Origin of the sequence: Lacrimispora xylanolytica, from assembly GCF_026723765.1 — a bacterium.
Taxonomy (GTDB): domain Bacteria; phylum Bacillota; class Clostridia; order Lachnospirales; family Lachnospiraceae; genus Lacrimispora; species Lacrimispora xylanolytica.
Genome location: NZ_CP113524.1, coordinates 2,546,435 through 2,568,472, shown reverse-complemented (window position 1 = coordinate 2,568,472; position 22,038 = coordinate 2,546,435). Strand labels below are relative to the sequence as shown.

General features: G+C 40.7%; 20 protein-coding genes and 1 riboswitch. Of the genes, 19 read left to right on the top strand and 1 reads right to left on the bottom strand.

What is annotated here, in order from left to right:
• The first annotated feature begins 3 nt into the window (after positions 1 to 3).
• The 6 genes from OW255_RS12125 (at position 4) to OW255_RS12100 (ending at position 7,493) form a co-directional block, all read left to right on the top strand.
• A complete protein-coding gene (locus OW255_RS12125; RefSeq protein ID WP_024835669.1) occupies positions 4 to 894 on the top strand; it encodes a carbohydrate ABC transporter permease in 891 nt (296 codons plus the stop codon).
• On the top strand, positions 891 to 1,733 hold the full coding sequence (locus OW255_RS12120) for a sugar ABC transporter permease (RefSeq protein ID WP_024835670.1): 843 nt from the start codon (positions 891 to 893) through the stop codon (positions 1,731 to 1,733). The genes OW255_RS12125 and OW255_RS12120 overlap by 4 nt, the downstream gene beginning before the upstream one ends.
• Entirely contained in the window at positions 1,733 to 3,487 is a 1,755-nt protein-coding gene (locus OW255_RS12115; RefSeq protein WP_268114231.1) for a glycoside hydrolase family 13 protein, read from the top strand. Before OW255_RS12120 ends, OW255_RS12115 begins: the two co-directional genes overlap by 1 nt.
• Positions 3,488 to 3,806: 319 nt before the next feature.
• Positions 3,807 to 4,727: an ABC transporter ATP-binding protein gene (locus OW255_RS12110; protein ID WP_268114230.1), complete on the top strand. Its 921-nt coding sequence runs from the start codon at positions 3,807 to 3,809 to the stop codon at positions 4,725 to 4,727.
• 2 nt (positions 4,728 to 4,729) lie between these two features.
• Positions 4,730 to 5,566, top strand: coding sequence for an ABC transporter permease (locus tag OW255_RS12105; RefSeq protein WP_024835672.1), 837 nt, complete (start codon positions 4,730 to 4,732; stop codon positions 5,564 to 5,566).
• A gap of 280 nt (positions 5,567 to 5,846) precedes the next feature.
• Positions 5,847 to 7,493, top strand: coding sequence for a glycoside hydrolase family 43 protein (locus tag OW255_RS12100; RefSeq protein ID WP_268114229.1), 1,647 nt, complete (start codon positions 5,847 to 5,849; stop codon positions 7,491 to 7,493).
• 130 nt (positions 7,494 to 7,623) lie between these two features.
• Here the strand turns inward: OW255_RS12100 and OW255_RS12095 are convergent, their stop codons facing one another.
• Positions 7,624 to 8,481 carry a LysR family transcriptional regulator gene (locus OW255_RS12095; protein ID WP_268114228.1) on the bottom strand — a complete coding sequence of 286 codons (858 nt, stop codon included), beginning with the start codon at positions 8,479 to 8,481 and terminating at the stop codon, positions 7,624 to 7,626.
• A gap of 125 nt (positions 8,482 to 8,606) precedes the next feature.
• Between OW255_RS12095 and OW255_RS12090 the strand changes: the two genes are divergently transcribed.
• From OW255_RS12090 to OW255_RS12030, 13 genes are all read left to right on the top strand, one after another.
• The gene (locus OW255_RS12090; protein WP_268114227.1) at positions 8,607 to 8,765 is read left to right on the top strand and encodes a hypothetical protein; all 159 of its coding nucleotides are present in this window, start codon (positions 8,607 to 8,609) and stop codon (positions 8,763 to 8,765) included.
• Between the two features lie 47 nt (positions 8,766 to 8,812).
• Positions 8,813 to 9,112 carry a citrate lyase acyl carrier protein gene (gene citD / locus OW255_RS12085; RefSeq protein ID WP_024835675.1) on the top strand — a complete coding sequence of 100 codons (300 nt, stop codon included), beginning with the start codon at positions 8,813 to 8,815 and terminating at the stop codon, positions 9,110 to 9,112.
• Positions 9,109 to 10,020: an aldolase/citrate lyase family protein gene (locus OW255_RS12080; RefSeq protein WP_268114226.1), complete on the top strand. Its 912-nt coding sequence runs from the start codon at positions 9,109 to 9,111 to the stop codon at positions 10,018 to 10,020. The genes citD and OW255_RS12080 overlap by 4 nt, the downstream gene beginning before the upstream one ends.
• 17 nt (positions 10,021 to 10,037) lie before the next feature.
• Positions 10,038 to 11,600, top strand: a complete 1,563-nt coding sequence (gene citF, locus OW255_RS12075; RefSeq protein ID WP_268114225.1) for a citrate lyase subunit alpha — start codon at positions 10,038 to 10,040, stop codon at positions 11,598 to 11,600.
• 69 nt (positions 11,601 to 11,669) lie between these two features.
• Positions 11,670 to 11,782, top strand: a riboswitch (FMN riboswitch).
• Positions 11,783 to 12,094: 312 nt separating this feature from the next.
• On the top strand, positions 12,095 to 13,195 hold the full coding sequence (ribD, locus tag OW255_RS12070) for a bifunctional diaminohydroxyphosphoribosylaminopyrimidine deaminase/5-amino-6-(5-phosphoribosylamino)uracil reductase RibD (RefSeq protein ID WP_268114224.1): 1,101 nt from the start codon (positions 12,095 to 12,097) through the stop codon (positions 13,193 to 13,195).
• Positions 13,177 to 13,815 carry a riboflavin synthase gene (locus OW255_RS12065; RefSeq protein WP_268114223.1) on the top strand — a complete coding sequence of 213 codons (639 nt, stop codon included), beginning with the start codon at positions 13,177 to 13,179 and terminating at the stop codon, positions 13,813 to 13,815. Before ribD ends, OW255_RS12065 begins: the two co-directional genes overlap by 19 nt.
• Positions 13,816 to 13,826: 11 nt before the next feature.
• Positions 13,827 to 15,026 carry a bifunctional 3,4-dihydroxy-2-butanone-4-phosphate synthase/GTP cyclohydrolase II gene (locus OW255_RS12060; RefSeq protein ID WP_268114222.1) on the top strand — a complete coding sequence of 400 codons (1,200 nt, stop codon included), beginning with the start codon at positions 13,827 to 13,829 and terminating at the stop codon, positions 15,024 to 15,026.
• A gap of 20 nt (positions 15,027 to 15,046) precedes the next feature.
• The gene (ribH, locus tag OW255_RS12055) at positions 15,047 to 15,514 is read left to right on the top strand and encodes a 6,7-dimethyl-8-ribityllumazine synthase (RefSeq protein ID WP_024835681.1); all 468 of its coding nucleotides are present in this window, start codon (positions 15,047 to 15,049) and stop codon (positions 15,512 to 15,514) included.
• Positions 15,515 to 15,826: 312 nt separating this feature from the next.
• Positions 15,827 to 16,120, top strand: a complete 294-nt coding sequence (locus OW255_RS12050; RefSeq protein ID WP_268114221.1) for a hypothetical protein — start codon at positions 15,827 to 15,829, stop codon at positions 16,118 to 16,120.
• A gap of 240 nt (positions 16,121 to 16,360) precedes the next feature.
• Positions 16,361 to 17,620, top strand: coding sequence for a cytochrome P450 (locus OW255_RS12045; protein WP_024835683.1), 1,260 nt, complete (start codon positions 16,361 to 16,363; stop codon positions 17,618 to 17,620).
• A gap of 148 nt (positions 17,621 to 17,768) precedes the next feature.
• Positions 17,769 to 18,458: a beta/alpha barrel domain-containing protein gene (locus OW255_RS12040; RefSeq protein WP_268114220.1), complete on the top strand. Its 690-nt coding sequence runs from the start codon at positions 17,769 to 17,771 to the stop codon at positions 18,456 to 18,458.
• A 151-nt stretch (positions 18,459 to 18,609) separates the two neighbouring features.
• Entirely contained in the window at positions 18,610 to 19,095 is a 486-nt protein-coding gene (locus tag OW255_RS12035; protein WP_024835685.1) for a DUF2798 domain-containing protein, read from the top strand.
• A gap of 274 nt (positions 19,096 to 19,369) precedes the next feature.
• Positions 19,370 to 22,021 carry a cation-translocating P-type ATPase gene (locus OW255_RS12030; protein ID WP_268114219.1) on the top strand — a complete coding sequence of 884 codons (2,652 nt, stop codon included), beginning with the start codon at positions 19,370 to 19,372 and terminating at the stop codon, positions 22,019 to 22,021.
• The last annotated feature ends 17 nt before the right edge of the window (positions 22,022 to 22,038 follow it).

Genomic DNA, 22,038 nt, shown 5'->3' with positions numbered 1-22,038 from the left:
TTTATGAACAAGAGAAATAAAATTCTTCCATGGGAATATAGTTTTCCCTCAATCATATTAATCGGATTAATTGTTGTATTTCCGATTATTTATACCATATATATTTCGTTTACAAATATGAATCTGTATCATTGGACAGACTATGAATTTATAGCTTTTGACAATTATAGACGTGCATTAACGAAACTGGATTCAGGTTTTATGTCTGCATTATTAACTACAATCATTTGGACCGTTTTAAATATGGTCATACAGATTTTGGCTGCCTATTTGATTGCACTGGGATTGAATGCAGAAGGGCTAAAGCTGGCAAGACTATACAAAACACTCCTGATGTTTCCTTGGGCCATGCCGGCTTACATATCTATTTTATTATGGAGAGTAGGTATTTATAATCCGCAGTACGGTTTGTTAAATAAAATACGTTCTGCGCTGGGGTTTTCCAACATGGACTTTTTATCTGAAAACATTCCGGCATTCATCTCCTGTATGGTATTAAACTTATGGATGGCACTGCCATTTCTCATTATGATGATGGATGGAGCGTTGCAGAGTGTGGATATCAGCTATTATGAAAGTGCAAGATTAGATGGAGGTGGATGGTGGGCACAAAATTTATATATAACAATACCATCCATTAAGCCCATATTAGCTCCTTCCATTATTATGACGACATTTACCACCTTCAAGCAGTTTGACATTATCTATTTATTAACGATGCAAAAGGGGTCTCTTACAGGAGCAACTCTTCAGACTGTTATTACATATGCGCACCAAAATGCCTTTGTATCTAATAATTATGGGCTTTCTTCTGCTGTATCCATTGTGATATTTGGATTTATCATTCTCTTTTCTTTATTTGTCAATCGAGGCATTCGGGAGGAACACGTATGAGGATAAAAACAGCAAAACGCATGGCTCGTCTAAGTATCTTAAATGTATTTTTTGTACTGTTATGTTTTATCACTTTAATACCTATTTTATATGCATTTTTGCTTTCCGTAAGCAGTGATAGTTCTGCATTCGGAAATGGATTCTTATTTCCACAGAGTCCTACCTTGAAAAATTATAAAGCAATCCTGGTGGAGGAGCCATTTCTTATATGGCTTAAAAATTCAGTCGTTCTCAGTCTTGGAACCATGATACTTGCAATGGGGACTTCGGTGACAGCATCGTATGCATTTTCCCGTTTTCGGTTTCGGGGAAGAAATGAGATGTTAAAGCTATTGTTAATTCTGAATGCGTTTCCACAAATCTTATCGATGTTTGCTATATTTAGATTATTTAAAAATATGAATTTATTGAATAATTACATCGGTTTAATCCTGATTTATGCAGGAAGCATGTGTATATTCAGTATCTGGAATATGAAAGGTTACTTCGATACCATTCCTATTGAAATTGAAGAATCTGCAAGAATTGATGGAGGAAGTTCGGGACAGATCATATGGAAGATCATACTACCCCTTGCCAGACCTTCCATTATTGTGACTGCGGTCATGGTATTAATTTTTGTATGGAATGAGTATCTGTTTGCAACTACATTTTTAATGAAAGAGGAGAACTATAACCTTGCAGGCGGGCTTTATCAGCTTCAGGCCAATGATTATAGCAGAAGCTGGTCCTTATTTTCAGCGGCCGCAATTTTAGTTTCAGTACCTATTTTGATCCTGTTTTTTTCCATACAAAAATATATGGTATCAGGACTGACTACAGGAGGAGTGAAAGGATAATGAAAAACAACATGAAAATAAATCGTGAGGCGGTTTTGCATATACCGTTATCCAATTATGCATTTGCCAATTCGGAACATAAATTGACCATAAGAATACGAACACAAAAAGACAATGTCTCCGCGTGTACCTTATACTATGGTGATCGGGCTTGTCCTTCCACACCCGTTGTTTTTGAAGAAATTCAGATGGAGATAAAAGCAAGGGATGAACTTTTTGACTATTATGAAGCAACGTTTGAAACACCATATGCCCGTGTATGCTATTATTTTAAGCTGCAAAATGAAGGAGAGTGGACCTATTATTACTCAGAACGTTTTTCTAATGAACTTGCAATTCTTTATTTTGAGCGTAACATTATGGAAGAAAGAAGCGAGTATTATCAGTACCCCTACATATTAAGAACTGAAATACCAGATGTGCCAGCCTGGTTTAAGAAGGCAGTCGTTTATAATATATTTCCAGATAGCTTTGTCGGTGAGAAATCTGGTTCGCCCACACAGCCAAGGGAAGTGATATTAGAAAATGGAAAGGTCTGCAGATCAAGATTAGGAGGAACGCTGAAAGAAGTTATCAAAAATCTGGATTATATCCAGGCACTTGGCGTTAACTGCATTTATTTCAATCCTATATTTGCAGCAGGAGAATACCACAAATATGATACCATTGATTATTATCACATTGATCCGTGTTTGGGAACCAATGAGGAATTTAAACATTTAGTGGAGGAAATTCACAAACGAGAGATGAAAATCATTATAGATGGTGTTTTTAATCATTGCAGCTGGGAATTTTCTGCCTTTGAAGATGTAATGGACAAGGGAGAAAATTCAAAATATATTGATTGGTTTTATGACTTAAAGTTCCCGGTTCGACGGCCGCAGTCGGAAAAAGAAAAACCTGGTTATGCCTGCTTTGCTTATGAGCCTAAGATGCCCAAACTAAATACTTCGAATGAAGAGGTGCAAAAGTATTTTGCCAATGTAGGTACTTATTGGATTCGTGAGTATAAAATAGATGGATGGCGACTAGATGTAGCAAATGAAATAGACCGGAATTTTTGGAGAAAGTTCAGGGAAGCAGTAAAAAAAGAAAATAAGGAAGCAATCCTCATTGGCGAGGTGTGGGAGAATGCAGAAAGCTGGCTTCGGGGAGATATCTTTGATTCAACCATGAATTACGAGTTTAGACGAATTTGCCGTGATCACATCATTGGAGATAATAAAAATGCATTAACTGCTGCCAAACAGCTGGAACAGATGAGGCTCCGTTACCCTACCAATCTTGTAAACGGACAGCTGAATCTGTTGGATAGCCATGATGTGCCCAGATTTTTATCTCTTTGCAGGGGCGACCTGCGGAAGTGGAAATTAGCTTGTATCCTTCTTATGCTGTTTCCGGGAGTCCCCAGCTTATTTTATGGTGATGAACAGGCAATTTGCGGGATGAAGGAAAATGAATACAGGAATCCCATGGTGTGGAGCCAGAATACACAACTATGTGAATTTGTTCAGAAGATCATAGAGATAAGAAAGGAATATATAGAGGAGGACACTTCCTATGAAGTACTATGGGAAGAGACCAATGAAAAACGGTTGACTTTTGTGAGAGACGGAAGAAAGGGAAGATTATTTGTAAGTCTGAATGTTTCAGATATGGATCAGGAATGGAATAGAGGGGAGAAAAATATGATTCTTTCTTCCGTGGGTGATAAAGAGCCTCTGGAAGCGTTGGGATACAAAATATATATATAAGGTTAAGGGAAAACGGTATTATGCCATTTGTTGGAACAATCAAAGGCAGAGTACCGCTTTTTTAATTGGTCAACATGATACTGGTGTTTTGCATGGTACATGTTCTCTGTTGTAAATGATATTTTATTGTGATAATATAGCAGTATTCTTGCTGTGTTTCATAGTGAATACAGCTTGAATTTTTCATATAACACTTAGGTGATGCTGGAGCACCGCATAAAATAGGGGCTTTTCGTTGATGATAACGCTGTGATTGCTTCGTCATAATTAGTTACATCAAACTATACTTTACTACAATCAGCAATAAGGAGATAAAACTATGAATCCAATCATTCAGGTTAAAAACTTCACAAAAAAATATGGTGACTTTGTCGCAGTAAATGATATATCTTTTGATGTGGAAGAAGGCAGTGTATTTGCATTTCTTGGGCCAAATGGTGCTGGAAAAAGCACAACGATAAATACGTTATGTACCATTTTTGAAAAAACTTCCGGTACGTTATTGATCGATGGAAAAGATGTGAGCAGGCAAAAAAGTGAGGTAAGGTCTTCCATTGGAGTTGTATTTCAGGATTCCACTCTTGATGCGAAAATGACCATTGAAGAGAACTTGAAAATGCACTGTGTATTTTATAACATTCCAAACAAGGAAGTAGAAGAACGAATTTCTTTTGTTCTAAACCTTGTGGATTTAACAAATGAAAGAAAGAAAATGGTTTCCGCTTTATCAGGAGGAATGAAACGGCGTGTTGAGATTGCCAGAGGCCTGGTGCATTATCCAAAGGTCTTATTCCTTGATGAACCAACAACCGGGCTGGATCCCCAGACCAGAGCACATATATGGGAATATATTATGAAGCTTCAAAAAGAGAGGAACATAACAATCTTTCTAACCACCCACTATATGGAAGAAGCCGAAATCTGTAATAAGATAGCGATTATGGATGGAGGGGTAATTGTCGCACATGATACCCCTTACGCGTTGAAGAAAAAGTATACAAAGGACAAGGCTTATATCAATACAAACGATGAAGAAGGATTTGAACGCCTGCTAGGGGAGCACCAATTAAACTATTCAAAAAAAGACGGTTTTTACAAGGTAGAAGCAGAGTATCTGGACCGTTTGCTTGAGGTATTAAGCGTTCATAAGGAGCACATTACCAATATCGAAATAAAAAAAGGAACCTTTAATGATGTGTTTCTAGAGATAACAGGGAAAAAGATCAGGGAGGAGGGATAAATATGAATACAGTATTCGCTTTATGGAAAAGAGGACTAAAAGCATTTGTACGAAATAAGACCGGGTTAATATTTTCACTTGTGTTTCCCTTTTTCTTTGTGTATGTGTTTGGCGCGATATTTAAAAATGATTTCATTGAAAACCCTATCGCGTACATGCTTTCGGGTGTTATTATCACCACTGTATTTGAAAGTGCATTAAATCTTGCGTCTTCAACGGTTGATGACATGGTCAGTGGTTTTATGAAAGAAGTTTTGGTCTCCCCGGCAAAAAGAGTTTACGTTGCAATGGGACAATTACTGTCCGCAGCAACGGTAGCCACCTTACAGGGTATCTTGATCCTGGTAATTGGTTTATTTATCGGCATAAAGTTTACAAGCTGGAAAACGCCTCTATTGGTGCTTGTTTCCATGATCTTTATCGGCATCGTATTCTCTGGTGTTGGTCTGTTCTTAGCTACGAAGGTACGCAACGGACAAACATTTCAGATTGTCAAAACAGCAGTAACAATGCCCCTGACGTTTCTGTCCGGTGCCTATGTTCCGTTGTCCATGCTGCCAGGCTCTTTGAAGTTTGTAGCTTACTTTAATCCCATGACTTATGCCACAGCATTTTTTAGAATGATTGTCCTGGAAAAAGGGAATCTTCCTGTTTCCGAACTGATTAAAGAAGGATTGGTGGTACAAATCAATGGTTTTGCAATTACTCCGATCATGACGTTTGGTGTTATCCTGGTCATTGGTTTGGTGTTCTTGCTTCTTTCAACGATATCCTTTGTTAAGACCGATTTTTCCCGACTGAATCGAAGTGCCACCGATGCCAATGCACTTTGGGGGTAACGAAGAACAATTCAGGAGAGATAGCCTGCTGGAATGAAGATATTCTGGCAGGCTTTTTTGCTATCAATGATATTATAAATGCATTGGTTGCTCTGCACCTGGGAATAAGTGATATTTTGTGAAACAACACAATAGGCTATAAGGTAGCGTTCTTCCTGTCTTTTGAGAAATGGCATTGTATCAAATGAATTAAAAATGCTGCAAGGCTGATTTACTATGCCATGGATTCTGGAAGAGCAAGGAGAATAAGAAAGCTGGGATTAAAGGGGGAAGGTATTTTATGAGTGGAGTGGTTAGGAGCAGAACTTTTAGAAAGTATCTGGCAGTCGTAGGGGTTCTTTTCGTTTTTGTAATTGCATTTATGTTTCAGGCGCAGGCAGAAGAAAGCAGTGAGTCCCCACAAAACAATCAGGCTGCACCAAAGCGGGTATCAGTCCACGATCCATCAATCGTTCAGGCAAAGGACGGGGAATATTATATCTTTGGTTCTCACCTTGCTGGTGCGAAATCAAAGGATCTGGTCAACTGGACATCTCTTGGAACTGATTATGACAATGTAACAAATAACTGGCTCTATGGAAACGTAAGAGAAAATTTAAAAGAGTCATTTCTATGGGCAGGCTATGATGACGGGGATTGTTCCGGGGGAAAGTATGCTGTCTGGGCACCGGATGTTATTTGGAATCCCTATTACCGGAATAAAGACGGAAGCAAAGGTGCCTATATGATTTACTACAGCGCATCTTCAACCTGGCGCAGGTCCTGTATTGGTTACGGCATTTCTAAAAATATAGATGGTCCCTACACCTATGTGGACACTGTGATTTATTCCGGTTTTACAAAAGATGGAAAGACAGATGGAAACAGCAGGAGGAATACAAGGTGGGATAATAAGTACCTGAATATAAAAAAACTGACGGATTCCGGTGTATTAAAGAATGGAATCAGCAATCAATGGTTTAAGGGAAATGAATGGAATCACAATTATGGTCCCAATGCCATTGATCCCACCTTGTTTTTTGATAAAACAGGAAATAAGCTTTATATGGTTTATGGCTCCTGGTCGGGAGGAATCTACTTATGTGAACTGGACCGGGAGACAGGAGCAGTGAAGTACCCTGGAACGGATTCTGTAGATGGAGTGAGTGGAAATTACGTGGACCGCTATTTTGGTGTCCATCTGGCTGGAGGAAATCATCAGTCTGGGGAAGGACCCTATATCATATATGACGAGGAAAGCGGCTATTATTATCTTTATGAAACCTATGGTGGACTGACCGCCAATGGTGGATACAACATGCGTCTGTTCCGTTCCAAGGAGGTCACCGGCCCCTATCTTGATGCATCAGGGAAAAATGCGGCCGGTAATAATAGCAATAATGAGCAGTACGGAATAAAACTTATGGGCAATTATAAGCTGGGAAATAGAAGCACAGGATATAAGGCAGCAGGGCATAACAGTGCCATCATTGACGGGAATAAAAACCGTTATCTGGTTTATCATCAAAGATTTGATAACGGAACGGAAAACCATGAGGTTCGGATTCATCAGCAATTTTTAAACCAAAAGGGTTGGCCAGTAACTGCTGTATTTGAAAACAAAAATGATCCTATCAATCATTATGACTCCAAGGAGATACATGGCAAATATGATTTATACGATCATGGTCAGAAAACCACCTCTGACATGGTGAAGAAAGAAACCATTACCCTTCTTGAAAACGGAAAGGTTCAGGGAGACAAAGCGGGAACCTGGAAAAAAACCATAGGAAACAAGTACGATTATATTACACTGAATATAAATGGTACGGAATATCAGGGAGTATTCTTCAAACAGCACGACGAAAATGGCACTGCAAAGCCAACAATGACATTTACCACTGTGGGAGATAACAATACATGCATATGGGGCATAAAATCAGAATAATTTTCTTATATAAATAAAATAAAGAACATTAAAAAGGGGCTGCCGGAGCAGCTCCTTTTTAATACTCTGTTAGGCGGTATGCACTTGATTGGTTTAAGGAAGGTAATCTAAACGAGATAACGCGTTAGTACTAGAAACGATTATTTCTTAAAATCTCCATAAATGCTTCTATTTGTGGTAGTTTTTGGGCCTCCCGCTGACAGTAAATATAGGTTCGCCTTATAAACGGTTCGCCGTTTGCAAAGGTACAAGGCTTTTGGCAGCCATGGAAATGCTCTAAGGCAATTTCCGGTAAGAGCCCCCAGCCTAATCCCCGCTTTACCATTTCCACACAGGCAGTAACACTGTCTACACAAATCCCATTTGTCCGGGGATTTAAGTTTTGATCATGAATCCAGCGTGTAATCATAGCTGACTGGGTCATATCTGTTTTGTGACTGATATATGGGTAGTCAGAAAGAGGAGTGGTTTCATATTCCTCATTAAATACCAGGCATATGTTTTCCTGAGACACGAGATACTGGATTCCGTCCCAGGAATATTCTCCACGAATTATGGCAATATCCAGGGAGCCGTCCAGCATCTGCCGGTAAAGATCACGGCTTTGTCCTGTGGTAATCTGCAAATTAACTTTTGGGTATTTCTCATGATATTCCCCCAGGATATCTGGTAATTTATACAGGGCGAAGTTAATGGAAACCCCCAAGTTAAGAGTTCCGCATATTTCCTCATTCATAGTTTCCAGATGGGTACGCAACAGTTTCATTTCTCTGGCGGCCGTTGTGCTGTGCTCCAGTACTTTCTCACCAGCAGGAGTGAAGCGGATTCCCTGGCGGGAGCGAATTAGTATTTCCATATCCAACTCTTTTTCAATGGCTTTTATTCTTTTCGACAGAGCAGACTGCGTAATATAAAGCCGTTCCGCTGCACGTGTGATGTTTCTCGTTTCATTCAGAATGCTTAGCATTTCAAAATCCTTTTCGTCCATTTTTTACTCCTGTCTTAAACGTTTCCATTCCATATGTTTATGCTACATCAAAAACCTTTTTTTGGATAGAGGGAGTTATATGATTATAATTCATTATATAACATTCAAAAATGGAATGTATATGCATGATATACAAATTACAAAAGGGCTTTTTGTGTAAAGTTTATAAAGCAATCTGGAAAAGGACAGGAAAGAGAAAAGAATTCCAAAATGGAATGGAATATGAGAAATATTATGAATTTTACACAATGATTGAACAAGGATACAATGAACTCAGCAGGTAAATATACTTAAATTTTATTCAACGTAAATGAAAAAAGGAGAAATCTCAATGCTAATTAAAAATAGTGCTGTAGCCGGCACACTGGAATCCAGTGATGCACAGGTCACAATAGAACCTGGAAACGGTTTGGAACTGAATATTCAGAGCAGTGTATTAAATCAGTATGGCCGCCAGATTAAGGCCGCTGTATTGGAAACTCTGAATCGGCTGGAAGTAACGAATGCAAAGGTAACTGTTATTGACAAGGGAGCACTTGATTGTACACTAAAAGCACGTGTGGAATGCGCCGTATATCGTAGCTGCGATCAGTCCGCTTCCAATATTCCATGGGGAGGTATTATCAAATGATTCAACGACCAAAGCCAGATAAAAAGCGTCTGCGCCGCACAATGATGTTCATGAATTCACAGAAGCCAGGTCTTATTAAAGATGCCTATATTTATGGAAGTGACAGTATTATCCTGGATCTGGAAGATGCTGTGGCTGAAAATCAGAAGGATGCAGCACGTTTTAGTCTGTATCACGCATTAAAGAATATTGATTATGGAGATACGGAGGTCCTTGTTCGTATCAATGGCCTTGATACGCCACACTGGCAGGAGGATGTACGTGTATGTGTTGCCGGAGGAGCAGACGGAATCCGTATAGCAAAATGTGAAAATGCAGAAATGGTCCGTCAGGTAGAGGCGGCCGTATTAGCAGCAGAGCGGGAGTTCGGTGTTGAGGAAGGAAGAACACTTCTGATGGCGGCACTGGAAAGCCCTATGGGAATCATGAATGCATATGAAATTGTTACCGCATCTGACCGTATGCTTGGCTGCGCGATTTCCGGAGGTGATTTCCGTAAGAGCATGCATGTGCAGATTCAGCGAGGTGGTGTAGAAATGATGGTTGCCCGTGGACAGATGCTGTTGGCAGCCCGTGCGGCAGGTGTACAATGCTTTGATACCATGTTTCCAAACATTGATGATATGGAAGGATTTCAGGCTGAGGTTATTCAGAATCATCAGATGGGCTTCGATGGTAAGAGTATCGTAAATCCGAAGCAGATTGCTTTTGTACATGAAACATTCGCACCCACAGAAAAAGAAATTGTCTATGCTGAAAAGTTGGTACGAGGTTGTCAGGCACAGGCAGATGCAGGGATCGGTGTATATACAGTCGACGGAAAAATGGTTGATATTCCGTTCTTTGAGGATGCAAAGCGTATCATCGCACTGGCAAAGGCATGTGGTGTTTATCACGGCGATCTGTAAGAAAGGGAGAATAGGATATGATTAACGCAGTTGGAAGAGATATCCCGGATTATCTGTTAAAAGATGGCCGTGAGGTATATCAGGGAAGAAATTATAAAGATGGACAGTATATCAAAAAGGCTTCTCCTACCGTAAAGCGCGGTGAAAAACCAATGGAGAGCAAAATCTGCGAGACAATTCGTGAAGCTTGTGAACGGTGTGGAGCACATGACGGAATGACATTCTCTTTTCATACGGAGTTCCGTGATGGTGATTATGTAGCTGCAATGGTCTGTAAAGTGCTGGTAGAAGAAATGGGACTGAAGGATCTGCACGTTGCAGCTACCTCTCTTGGTTCTGCGCAGGATATTTTTGCAGATTATATGGAGCGGGGAATTATTGTAGAGGCGCAGACCTCAGGGGTTCGTGGACGTGTCGGCGAAGTGATTTCCGCAGGAAAACTAAAAGAGCCTGTAATCATCAGAAGCCATGGCGGACGTCCCCGGGCAGTGGAAGCAGGAGAAGTGCATATTGATATTGCATTTCTGGCAGCAGCAACCTCTGACAACTGTGGCAACGCCAAGGGACAGGGAGGAAAAAACAACTGTGGCTCGATGGGATTTGCAAACCATGATGCACGCTATGCGGATCACACAGTTATTATCACTGACACACTGGTTCCATTCCCCAACCTTCCGTCATCCATTTCTTGTATTGATGTAGATGCGGTTTGTGTTGTGGATGCAATTGGTGATCCCAATAAAATTGCTACAAAGGAAGCACGTTTGACAGACAATCCACGTGAACTTATGATGGCTCAGAATGTTGCAAATGTCATTGTAGCGACTCCTTATTTTAAAGATGGATTTTCTTTTCAGACAGGAGTCGGCGGCCCTTCCCTGGCGGTAAACCGTTTTCTGGAAGAGCATATGGAAAAAGCAGGGATTAAAATGAGCTTCGCTCTTGGAGGTACCAGCTCCGCAATCTGTGCATTACAGGATAAAGGTTATGTGGATTACATTCTGGATACCCAGGACTTTGATCAGGGTGCAGCAGCTCATTTATTCAGCAATCCACATCACATTGAAATTGATTTAAGTGAATATGCAAATGCGGCTAATAAAGGTGCATATGTAAATAAACTGGATTATGTAGTTCTTTCTGCCCTTGAAATCGACACGAAATTTAACGTAAATGTAATTACTGGATCCGATGGTGTACTACGTGGAGCTCCAGGTGGACATCCCGATACTGCCGCAGGTTCCAAATGCTGCATTATTGTTACACCTCTTACCCGCGGCCGAATGGCGACAGTCTGCAAGGATGTAGTAACCGTAACAACACCAGGAGAATGTGTAGATGTTTTGGTAACAGATTATGGTATTGCCGTTAATCCGGTACGTCAGGATATCATTGAGTGTTTGGACAAAGCTGGTATTAAGCATGTCACAATTGAATCCCTGCAGGAAAAAGCGTACAGCCTTGTTGGGGAGCCGGATTTGCTGGAATGGGAAGATAAGGTAGTTGCTATTGTGGAAGCTCGTGATGGAACAATCCTTGATGTAGTGCGTCAGGTAAAGCCATATGAATATGAGGATTAAGACAGAACAGCTGACAAAAGATTTTTATTGACATGATGCGCAGACAGTAGTATAATGACGCCAATTGAATAAAATCTTCGGGGCAGGGTGAAATTCCCGACCGGTGGTATAGCCCACGAACCGCAAGGTTGATTCGGTTAAATTCCGAAGCCGACAGTAAAGTCTGATAGTAGAAGATAAAGAATGATTTACGTTTTTGCGTGGATATTTAAGATTATGCTCTGAAATGAATTGCCATTTCAGAGCTTTTATTTTTATTTCCATGCACCGTAACCATAATTCGCTTACTAAAAATGCCTTGAACATGTTCGTGTTCAAGGTATTTTTGCAGCAAGGATTCTGGTTTACGTGGAAGAAAGCGCTGCATATATTTTTAGCCCCGAACGTTTTGTTCGGGGTATTTTTTATGTAATTGTGCCCTGGTCACTAACATGCAGAGCGTCAATGCCTGAGTCCGGCAAAGCAGACTCTTTAAATTTTGAAGGAGGTGCAATATGGAAGATATCAGTTATATGCGTCTTGCAATTCAACTTGCAAAACAGGGATGCGGCTGGGTAAATCCAAATCCAATGGTTGGGGCGGTTATTGTAAAGGAGGGAAATATCATTGGGCAGGGCTATCACAAAAAATACGGGGAACTCCATGCTGAGAGGATAGCACTGGCAAGCTGTGGGACATCGGCAGAGGGGGCAACGCTCTATGTGACATTGGAACCCTGCTGTCATCACGGAAGAACACCACCCTGTACCGAAGCAATCATAGAAAGTGGTATTACGCGAGTGGTAGTTGGGTCCGCTGATCCTAATCCGCTGGTTGCGGGGAAAGGAATTGAGATGTTACGGTCTCACGGCATTGAGGTAATTGAGAATACTGCAAAGGATGAATGTGACAAACTTAACGAAAGCTTTTTCCATTACATTCAAAGCAAAACCCCCTATGTAATTATGAAATATGCCATGACCATGGATGGAAAAATCGCCACCCATACAGGAAAGTCCCAATGGATCACTGGCCCAGAGGCTCGCCATCGGGTTCATGAGGACCGACATCGTTATACTGCCATTATGGTTGGAGTTGGTACTGTTCTCGCAGACCAGCCTTTGCTGACCTGCCGGCTGGAAAACAGTAAAAATCCGCTGCGCATTGTTTGTGATACCCATTTAAGAACACCACTGGATGCAAAAATTGTTACTACAAGTAATATAGCTTCCACACTTATTGCCACGGCAGTAACAGAGGCGGAACGGCATAAGCCGTACCTGGATGCAGGCTGTGAGATCATGGTGCTTCCACAAAAAGATAATCATATTGACTTAAACGGCCTGATGAGAAAGCTGGGTGAAAGGCAGATTGACAGTCTTTTGCTGGAGGGAGGCAGCACACTGAATTGGTCAGCACTTAAAAGCGGAATTGTAAATAAGATACAGGCATATATCGCTCCGAAGATGTTTGGCGGCAGAGGAAAGTCTCCGGTGGAGGGCCTTGGTGTGACTCACCCCGATGGAGCATTCCTGCTGAATAAGCCAGTAATCACACAGGTTGGGGAGGATATTTTGGTAGAAAGTGAGGTAATCCCATGTTTACAGGAATCATAGAAGAAATAGGAACGATAGAAGGTATGAAAAAAGGAGCAAGCTCTGCTGTCCTAAGGATTCAGGCATCGAAGATCATGGATGACATTCATTTGGGAGACAGCATTGCTGTAAATGGTGTCTGTCTTACCGTGACTAGGATTTCTTCCACTGGCTTTGAGTCTGATGTGATGCATGAGACCATGAACCGCTCATCACTTGGGAATTTTCGTATCGGAAGTTCCGTTAATCTGGAGCGGGCTATGCCTGTAAATGGAAGATTTGGCGGACATATCGTTTCCGGTCACATCGATGGAACCGGCACCATTCTTAACATACAAAGAGATGATAACGCTGTCTGGTATAAAATCAAAACGCCCCTTTCCGTTCTTCGTTATATCATTGAGAAGGGCTCCATTGCCATTGACGGAATCAGTCTCACAGTTGCCAAGGTGTCTAAAGACAGCTTTCATGTATCCATCATACCTCACACGGCTCAATTCACAACACTAGACAAACGGCGTGTAGGGGATCTGGTCAATTTAGAGAATGACTGTGTTGGTAAATACGTGGAACATCTTATGGGAAGCGAAACGAAAAACAACAATATCACAGCCGAATTTCTTGCCAAATACGGCTTTTAGGAGGAATAAAGATGGTTGAATTTAACACAATCGAAGAGGCGCTTAAGGACCTTCGCCTTGGTAAAATTATTCTGGTTACGGACGATGAGGACAGAGAAAACGAAGGAGACTTTATCTGTGCAGCAGAGTTTGCCACAACTGAAAATGTAAATTTCATGGCGGTACATGGCAAAGGCCTGATTTGTATGCCAATGAGCGAAGCACTTTGTCAAAAACTCCAATTCCCTCAAATGGTAGAGGATAACCAGGATAATCATAAGACCGCATTTACTGTATCCGTTGATCATGTGACCACCGTCACTGGCATTTCAGCAGCAGAGCGGAGCATCACCGCCTTACAATGCGTTGCAGAGGATAGCAGACCCGAGGATTTTCGCCGTCCCGGCCATATGTTTCCACTCCTTGCAAAGAAAAACGGCGTACTGGAGAGAAACGGACATACTGAAGCTACGGTGGATTTTATGCGATTGGCTGGTTTAAAGGAATGTGGTCTTTGCTGCGAGATTATGAGAGATGACGGAACGATGATGCGTACACCACAGCTTATGGAGCTGGCAGAGAAATGGGGCATTAAGATGGTTACAATCAAAGCCTTACAGGATTACCGCAAGAGAAATGAGACCCTGGTGGAGCAGGTAACCTGCACATCTATGCCTACAAAGTATGGTGATTTCAAGGCTTATGGATATATCAGCAAGCTTAATGGGGAGCACCATGTAGCACTGGTAAAGGGTGATATTGGTGATGGAGATAATCTGTTATGCCGGGTTCATTCCGAATGCCTGACTGGAGATGCGTTCGGTTCCATGCGATGTGACTGCGGACAGCAGTATGCAGCAGCCATGATGCAAATTGAAAAAGAAGGAAGGGGAATTCTTCTTTACATGCGTCAGGAAGGGCGAGGAATAGGTCTGATTAATAAACTCCGCGCCTATGCACTTCAGGATCAGGGGATGGATACCCTGGAAGCCAATCTTTCTCTTGGCTTTCCTGGAGACATGCGGGAGTACTTCATTGGCGCACAGATTTTAAGGGACCTTGGAGTCAAGACCCTCCGTCTGCTAACCAACAATCCGGATAAAGTATATCAACTTTCCGGATTTGGTATGGAAATCACACAGCGGGTTCCGATTGAGATGGAGGCCACAGATCACGACTTATACTATCTGAAAACCAAACAGAAAAAAATGGGTCATATCCTACATTATTAATAAAAAAGGAGATTAAGACATTGAAAACTTTTGAGGGAAATTTAGTATCCAGAGACATACGGATTGGTATTGTTGCTGCAAGATTTAATGAATTTATTACAAGTAAACTGCTTGGGGGAGCACTTGATGGGCTAAAACGTCACGAAGTCAGCGAGGATGACATTGACATAGCATGGGTTCCCGGCGCATTTGAAATTCCGCTCATTGCCTCCAAGATGGCAAAAAGCAGAAAATATGATGCAATCATCTGCCTGGGTGCTGTAATTCGTGGCAGCACCACCCATTATGACTATGTATGCAGTGAAGTTTCTAAGGGAATAGCCCATGTATCTTTAGACAGTGATATTCCAGTGATGTTTGGAGTTCTCACAACTGAAAATATTGAACAGGCAATTGAACGTGCCGGTACAAAGGCTGGAAACAAGGGCTTTGATTGTGCGGTAGGTGCAATTGAAATGGTAAATTTATTACGGGATATGGAAGGCTGAAACCATAATCTTACCTTCAATTCTACCGTTCCTGGGTAATAGAGAATTGTAAAGTAATTAATATTTACCTGGATATATAAGTGGCAGAAACGAAGATATCAACATGTATATTCTTATGTATAAGAATAAAAACAATGTGACATGAGAGGGAGGAGATAATCGCCTCTCTCTTTTTGACGGCACTATAGTTAGAAGCTAAAATCCTTTCATCATAGATTGGAAGAAAGGTTCATTTTCACAACTTGTCTTTTGATAACATACAATAAAGTATGGTGATAGGAAAGGAGGTGAGATGAATGGGCTGCTTTAACTGTGGTTGCTGCAGACGCCATTGCAACTGGAACAACAATGGCAATAATAATGGAAACAATGGTAATAATGAACGGTGCAGAAGAGAAATTAGAGAGGCTTACTGGCAGGGCTTTAGAGATGGATGCAGAAAGTGTCGGTGGAGATCTGAGGAATTTAGCAATAACTCTTATGATGATTTCAGTCGTAATTATGATAATAATTATGATAATAATTATGACTATAACTACCAGAATAATTTCGACAATAATTATAACGATAACTTTGATAATTGCGACGAATGCAATTAATATTTAAAGGCAGGTTTTCTATATTTTGAACCTGCCTTTGTGATATATAAGTGTAAATAAATATATGAAATACTTGAAAAACTTATGTTTTTTCTAACTTATATTGTTACATATCAGTCAGTACGATTCATGATTAAGAAACTGTATATTGGCTCTCCTCTAACGAATAATTATTAGTCATCGAGCGATACTAAAACGATAAGTATTTTACTTTAAACAATATAATTTTTGATATAAGGGAGAAAAAATGGAAGTAAAAGAGAGAATCGTACAGGAAAAAGGCTTAGATCATACGCTTAACATATTAGAAGAAGGATACCTGTTTATTAAAAATAGAATGGATCGCTATCAATGTGATATGTTTGAAACTCATATCATGGGCGAAAAAGCAATTTGCTTAAGCGGAGAAGAGGCCTGTAAGATTTTTTACAATGAAGAACTGTTTCAACGAAAAGGCGCAATGCCAATGAGAGTTCAAAAAACACTATTTGGTGTTAATGCGATTCAGGGAATGGATAAAAAACCCCACACGGAGCGTAAATTATTTTTTATGTCTCTGATGACAGAGGAGCGTCAAAATGAGCTGACACAGCTTTTTGAGAAAGAATTGGAGGCGTCTGTAGCTAAATGGATGGAAAAGAAAGAAATTGTACTTTTTCATGAAGTTAAAAATATTATATGCAAAGTAGCGTGTAAGTGGACAGGCGTCCCTGTAAAAGAGAATGAAATAGAAGACAGAGCAGATGATTTTTGTTCCATGATTGATGGAATAGGAGGCGTTGGGCCAAGATACTGGAAGGGTAAGTCAGGGCGTAATAAAACGGAGGAATGGATTCAAGGAATAATTGAGGATGTAAGACAGGGAAAGCTGAAAATGGAAGAGGACTCCCCCCTGAAATCAATGGCTTTTCACAGGGATCTTGATGGAAATCAGATGGATCTTCCAATGGCTGCAAAAGAACTGATTAACGTAATTCGACCTATTGTGGCAATTTCAACTTATATTACATTTACTGCTTTAGCAGTCTATGAACACCCCCATTGCCAGGATGAATTACTTTGCAATGAAGATAAATATTATGAAATGTTTGTGCAGGAAGTTCGCAGGTTCTATCCATTTACCCCATTTCTTGGAGCAAGGGTTCATAGAGATTTTGAGTGGAATGGATATGGGTTTAAAAAAGGAGTGTTGGTATTACTGGATGTATACGGGATGGATCATGATCCTCATATCTGGAAGAATCCTGAGCAATTCGAACCAAATCGTTTTTTGGAAGAAAAGGATAGAACATACAGCTTTATTCCTCAGGGAGGCGGTGATCCAGCCAAGGGACATCGGTGCCCCGGAGAAGGTATTACGATTGAGATAATGAAAGCAAGCCTTAATTTCCTGGTGAATAAAATTGAATTTAAAGTCCCAGAGCAGGATTTGAGCTTTCGTCTCTCCAGAATTCCCACCTTGCCTGAAAGCGGATTTGTCATGACGAATATCAAAAGAAAAGCTTGAGTCAAAGAAGAATAATGAAACAGAAGCGTAATCTATCTACAGGTTATAAAAAAACGAGTAAATTGAAATAAATACTCGTTTTTTTGTGTTTTAAGATATGATATAATTTAAAATACGAAATAACTAAAATGAAAAGGGGAACAAACATATGAATGATAAAATTGTGCCGAGAATTAATACGAATTTGCGCACCCATACAGTAATTGTTCCAGAATCCATAAATCAGGCATCAGGAATTATTATTAACGGGCAGAAGATAAGATCAATCTTATTCTCTACGGATGTAGCCATTATAGCTAATTGTAACGCAGATGCTGTCATTGCCGTATACCCATTCACTCCTACATTGCAGGTCACAAATGCAATTATTGATGTATCGCAGAAACCTGTTTTCGCGGGTGTGGGCGGGGGTACTACCTCTGGTGCGAGAGTTCGGGAAATCGCACTTGATGCCGAACTTCATGGAGCTATTGGAGTCGTCCTCAATGCGCCTACTAAAACAGATTTTGTGAAAGCTTTGTCAGATTATATTGATATTCCCATTGTATTATCCATTATCTCCATTCATGAAAATCTGGAAGAACGTATGCTGGAATCCGGTGCTAACATCATTAACGTATCCGGCGGCCGCAATACCGCCCAGATCATAAAAGAACTGCGCAGGATTGATAAAACATTTCCAATTATAGCAACCGGTGGTCCAAACAATGAAACCATTGAAGCTGTAATAGAAGCAGGGGCAAATGCCATTACATATACCCCTCCAAGCAATGGTGAGATATTCAGACATATCATGGAGGAGTATCGTAAACGTTGTAAGATGACAGATTTAGATTGAAAGATATTTATAATTTACTTGATTGTTACACAGAAATGTTGTATACTACTTGAGTTTTAGAGTAAAAGAATTTGGTTTTATTGGAAACGTTGCTGCCTGGCATGAACAACACAGATACTTTACTTAAATTTACTACCAGGAGGAGCATCAAATGCCAAGAAACAAATTTCAAACCATTATCTTTACTCTGTTAATGACCTTTTTTATGGTGTATGTTATGATTTGTTATAACATAGCTTTAGAAATGGGAAGCATGAAGAATCAGATTTTTTTACTGGCTTTTCACGAGATGATCATTATGTGGCCGGCTGCCATTTTGATTGAATTACTGATTGGTGAAAGATTAACCATGAAGTTAGTGAAACGAATCGTTACGCCGGTTATGGAGCAGCCGATTTTTATGATATTATTGATATCGACCATGACGGTATGTGTTATGTGCCCTATCATGAGTCTGATTGCTGTAATCTTATTTAGAAACCCTGGAACTGAGATAGTATCTGTATGGATTAATACCGTAGTATTTAATTTTCCTATGGCTCTTTTTTCCCAGATATTCTTTGTAGGTCCTCTGATACGTATGATATTTGGTATCCTTTTTAAAAGCGAGACCAGGAAAGCAGTTAAAATAAAGTAACATATTTGACCTGGCAGTCCGTAGGATTGCCAGGTCAAAATTGGTTATTGACAAAATATAATTCATTGGATATAATATTTTGTAAATATTTTAAGGAGATAATTCACTCAATGGATGACAGTGACAGTAGCAATAACAATAACTGTAATCAACCGTATTTAAATAGAAAAGGTTTCAGAATAATACAAAGGTGTGCTTTGCGTGTTACATGGCAAGGCATGCCTTTTTGTGCTATTCTGACTTTTAATAAATTTTATAAAGGAGATTTACATTAATGGATGACCACTTACCTAAGCCTTGGCACGCAAAATCAGTAGAAGATGTGCAAGCAATGCTTGAAACATCAGAGGATGGCCTAAGCGATGCCGAGGCGGCACTAAGACTACAAAGAGACGGGTTTAACGAACTGCGTCAGAAAAGTAAGAAAAGCATTTTAATCATGCTGAAAGAGCAGCTTACCGATGTCATGATCTTAATTTTGATTGGAGCTGCGGGGTTATCTGTCCTGCTTCATGAATGGACAGAAGCGATTGTAATTTTAGTAATTGTAGCATTAAATGCAACTGTAAGTATTATTCAGGAACGAAAAGCAGCAAATGCCCTGGAAGCCTTAAAGAATATGGGAGCACCTTTTGCCCGTGTACTGCGAGAAGGGGAAGAAAGTATGATTCCTGCAAAGGAACTGGTAGTTGGAGACATTATCTATTTAGAGGATGGCAGTATCGTTCCGGCGGATATCCGATTAATCAATACCAACAATTTAAAAATCCAGGAGGCTTCCTTAACCGGAGAATCTGTTCCTGTGGACAAAGAAGATACAGCTCTGTTTTCAGAGGAATCTCCATTGGGAGATCGCAGCAATATGGCTTATAGTTCATCTGTGGTCATGTACGGAAACGGAACCGGTATTGTAGTGGAAACCGGAATGCGAACAGAAGTAGGTCAGATCGCAGGTCTTTTGGATCAGCAGGATGAATACGACACCCCTTTAAAGCAAAAGTTAAATTCCGTAGGCAAGATTCTAAGTATCTTCGGACTTCTTGTCTGTATTGTGATTTTTGTGATTGGTTCCCTGTACGGAAGACCCTGGATACCATTGTTAATGACCGCCATATCCCTGGCTATCTCAGTAATTCCAGAAGGTTTGCCAGCCACTGCCACGATTGTAATGGCTCTTGGCGTACAGAGAATGGCTCAGAAAAATGCTCTGGTACGTAAATTGCCGGCGGTAGAAACTTTAGGTGGAGCTACGGTCATCTGCTGTGACAAAACGGGTACATTAACTCAAAACAGAATGACAGTTACTAAGGTGGCTATGAATGGAGATTTTGAATCCGGTCATACCACGGAAGTAGGAAGAGCATCGGAAAGACAGGAGATTTATCTGGAGTTGGTTCACGCGGCTTTGCTTTGTAACAATGCAAGCCTTGACCCAGACCGGCCAGGAGAAATTCTTGGTGATCCAACAGAGGGAGCCTTGATTTATCTGGGTGATGCTTTTGGACTTAATCAGAATGAATTAGAAGAGGAACACCCACGCTTATTTGAACAGCCTTTTGACTCTGATCGTAAGCGAATGACTACAGTTCACCAAATGAAGGACGGTTTTACTGCCTTTACAAAAGGTGCTGTGGATGAAATGCTTCCTCTTTGTAACTATATATTGACATCAAGCGGAATACGATCCATTACAGAGAAAGACCGTAAAGAGATCCGGGAATTATGCTTGACCATGTCATCAGATGCACTTCGTGTCTTAGGATTTGCAAAGCGCGTTGTTTCAGAAATACCGGAAGATGATGAGGCTGACCTGGAATGTGATCTTACCTTTCTTGGAGCGGTCGGCATGATCGACCCACCTCGTAAGGAGGTAATTCAGGCAGTGGAGACCTGTAAGGCTGCTGGAATCCGTACCATCATGATTACAGGAGATCATAAGGTAACTGCGGTAGCAATTGCACAGCAGTTAAAAATTTTCTGCGAAGGAAATACCGTTGTATCCGGTGATGAGCTCCATAAGATGTCCGATGATGAGCTTGATAAATCAATTGGAACAACAACTGTTTTCGCCCGTGTGACCCCAAGCGACAAGCTTCGTATCATAGAATCCCTTCAGCGTACTGGCGAAATTGCAGCCATGACTGGCGACGGGGTAAATGATGCCCCTGCATTAAAAGCTGCGGATATCGGTGTTGCCATGGGAAAAAGCGGAACCGATGTGGCAAAGGAAGCGGCCGATATGCTGCTTCTTGATGATAACTTCACTACCATTGAGTATGCAATCCGGGAAGGGCGTCGTATATACAGAAACATTCAAAAGGTGATTCAGTTCCTTCTGGCAGGAAACATCGCAGAAATATTGACTCTCTTTATCGCGACCTTACTTAACTGGGATGCGCCGATTCTTGCAGTGCACATATTGTTGATTAACCTGGTGACGGATTCTCTTCCGGCCATTGCATTGGGAATTGATCCTGCCAGCAAAAATATTATGAAGCATAAACCGGTGAAGTCAGGAACCTTATTTGAATCAGGATTGGTGATCCGCGTGATTCTCCACGGTATTTTTATTACCATAGCCACGGTTTGGGCATACCGATATGGTCTAACGGCTCAGGGGCATACCGTAGGAATGACTATGACATTTCTTGTTCTGGCCATTTCCCAGATGTTCCACGCCCTAAATCAGCGTTCCAATATTGATTCCATCTTTACCCGTGGAAACCAACATAATAAAGCGCTGTTTGGAACGATGGCAGCCTCTGGAGTGATCATTGCACTGATTATGATCATTCCTCAATTGAGAAGCTTTTTCAGTCTGACAACGCTTTCCTTCCATCAGTGGCTGATAACCCTGGGATTTTCCCTGCTGCCTTTGATTCTTGTAGAAATTACAAAACTGATACAGCGGATATGTTCAAAGTAAACAGATTTAATATAAAT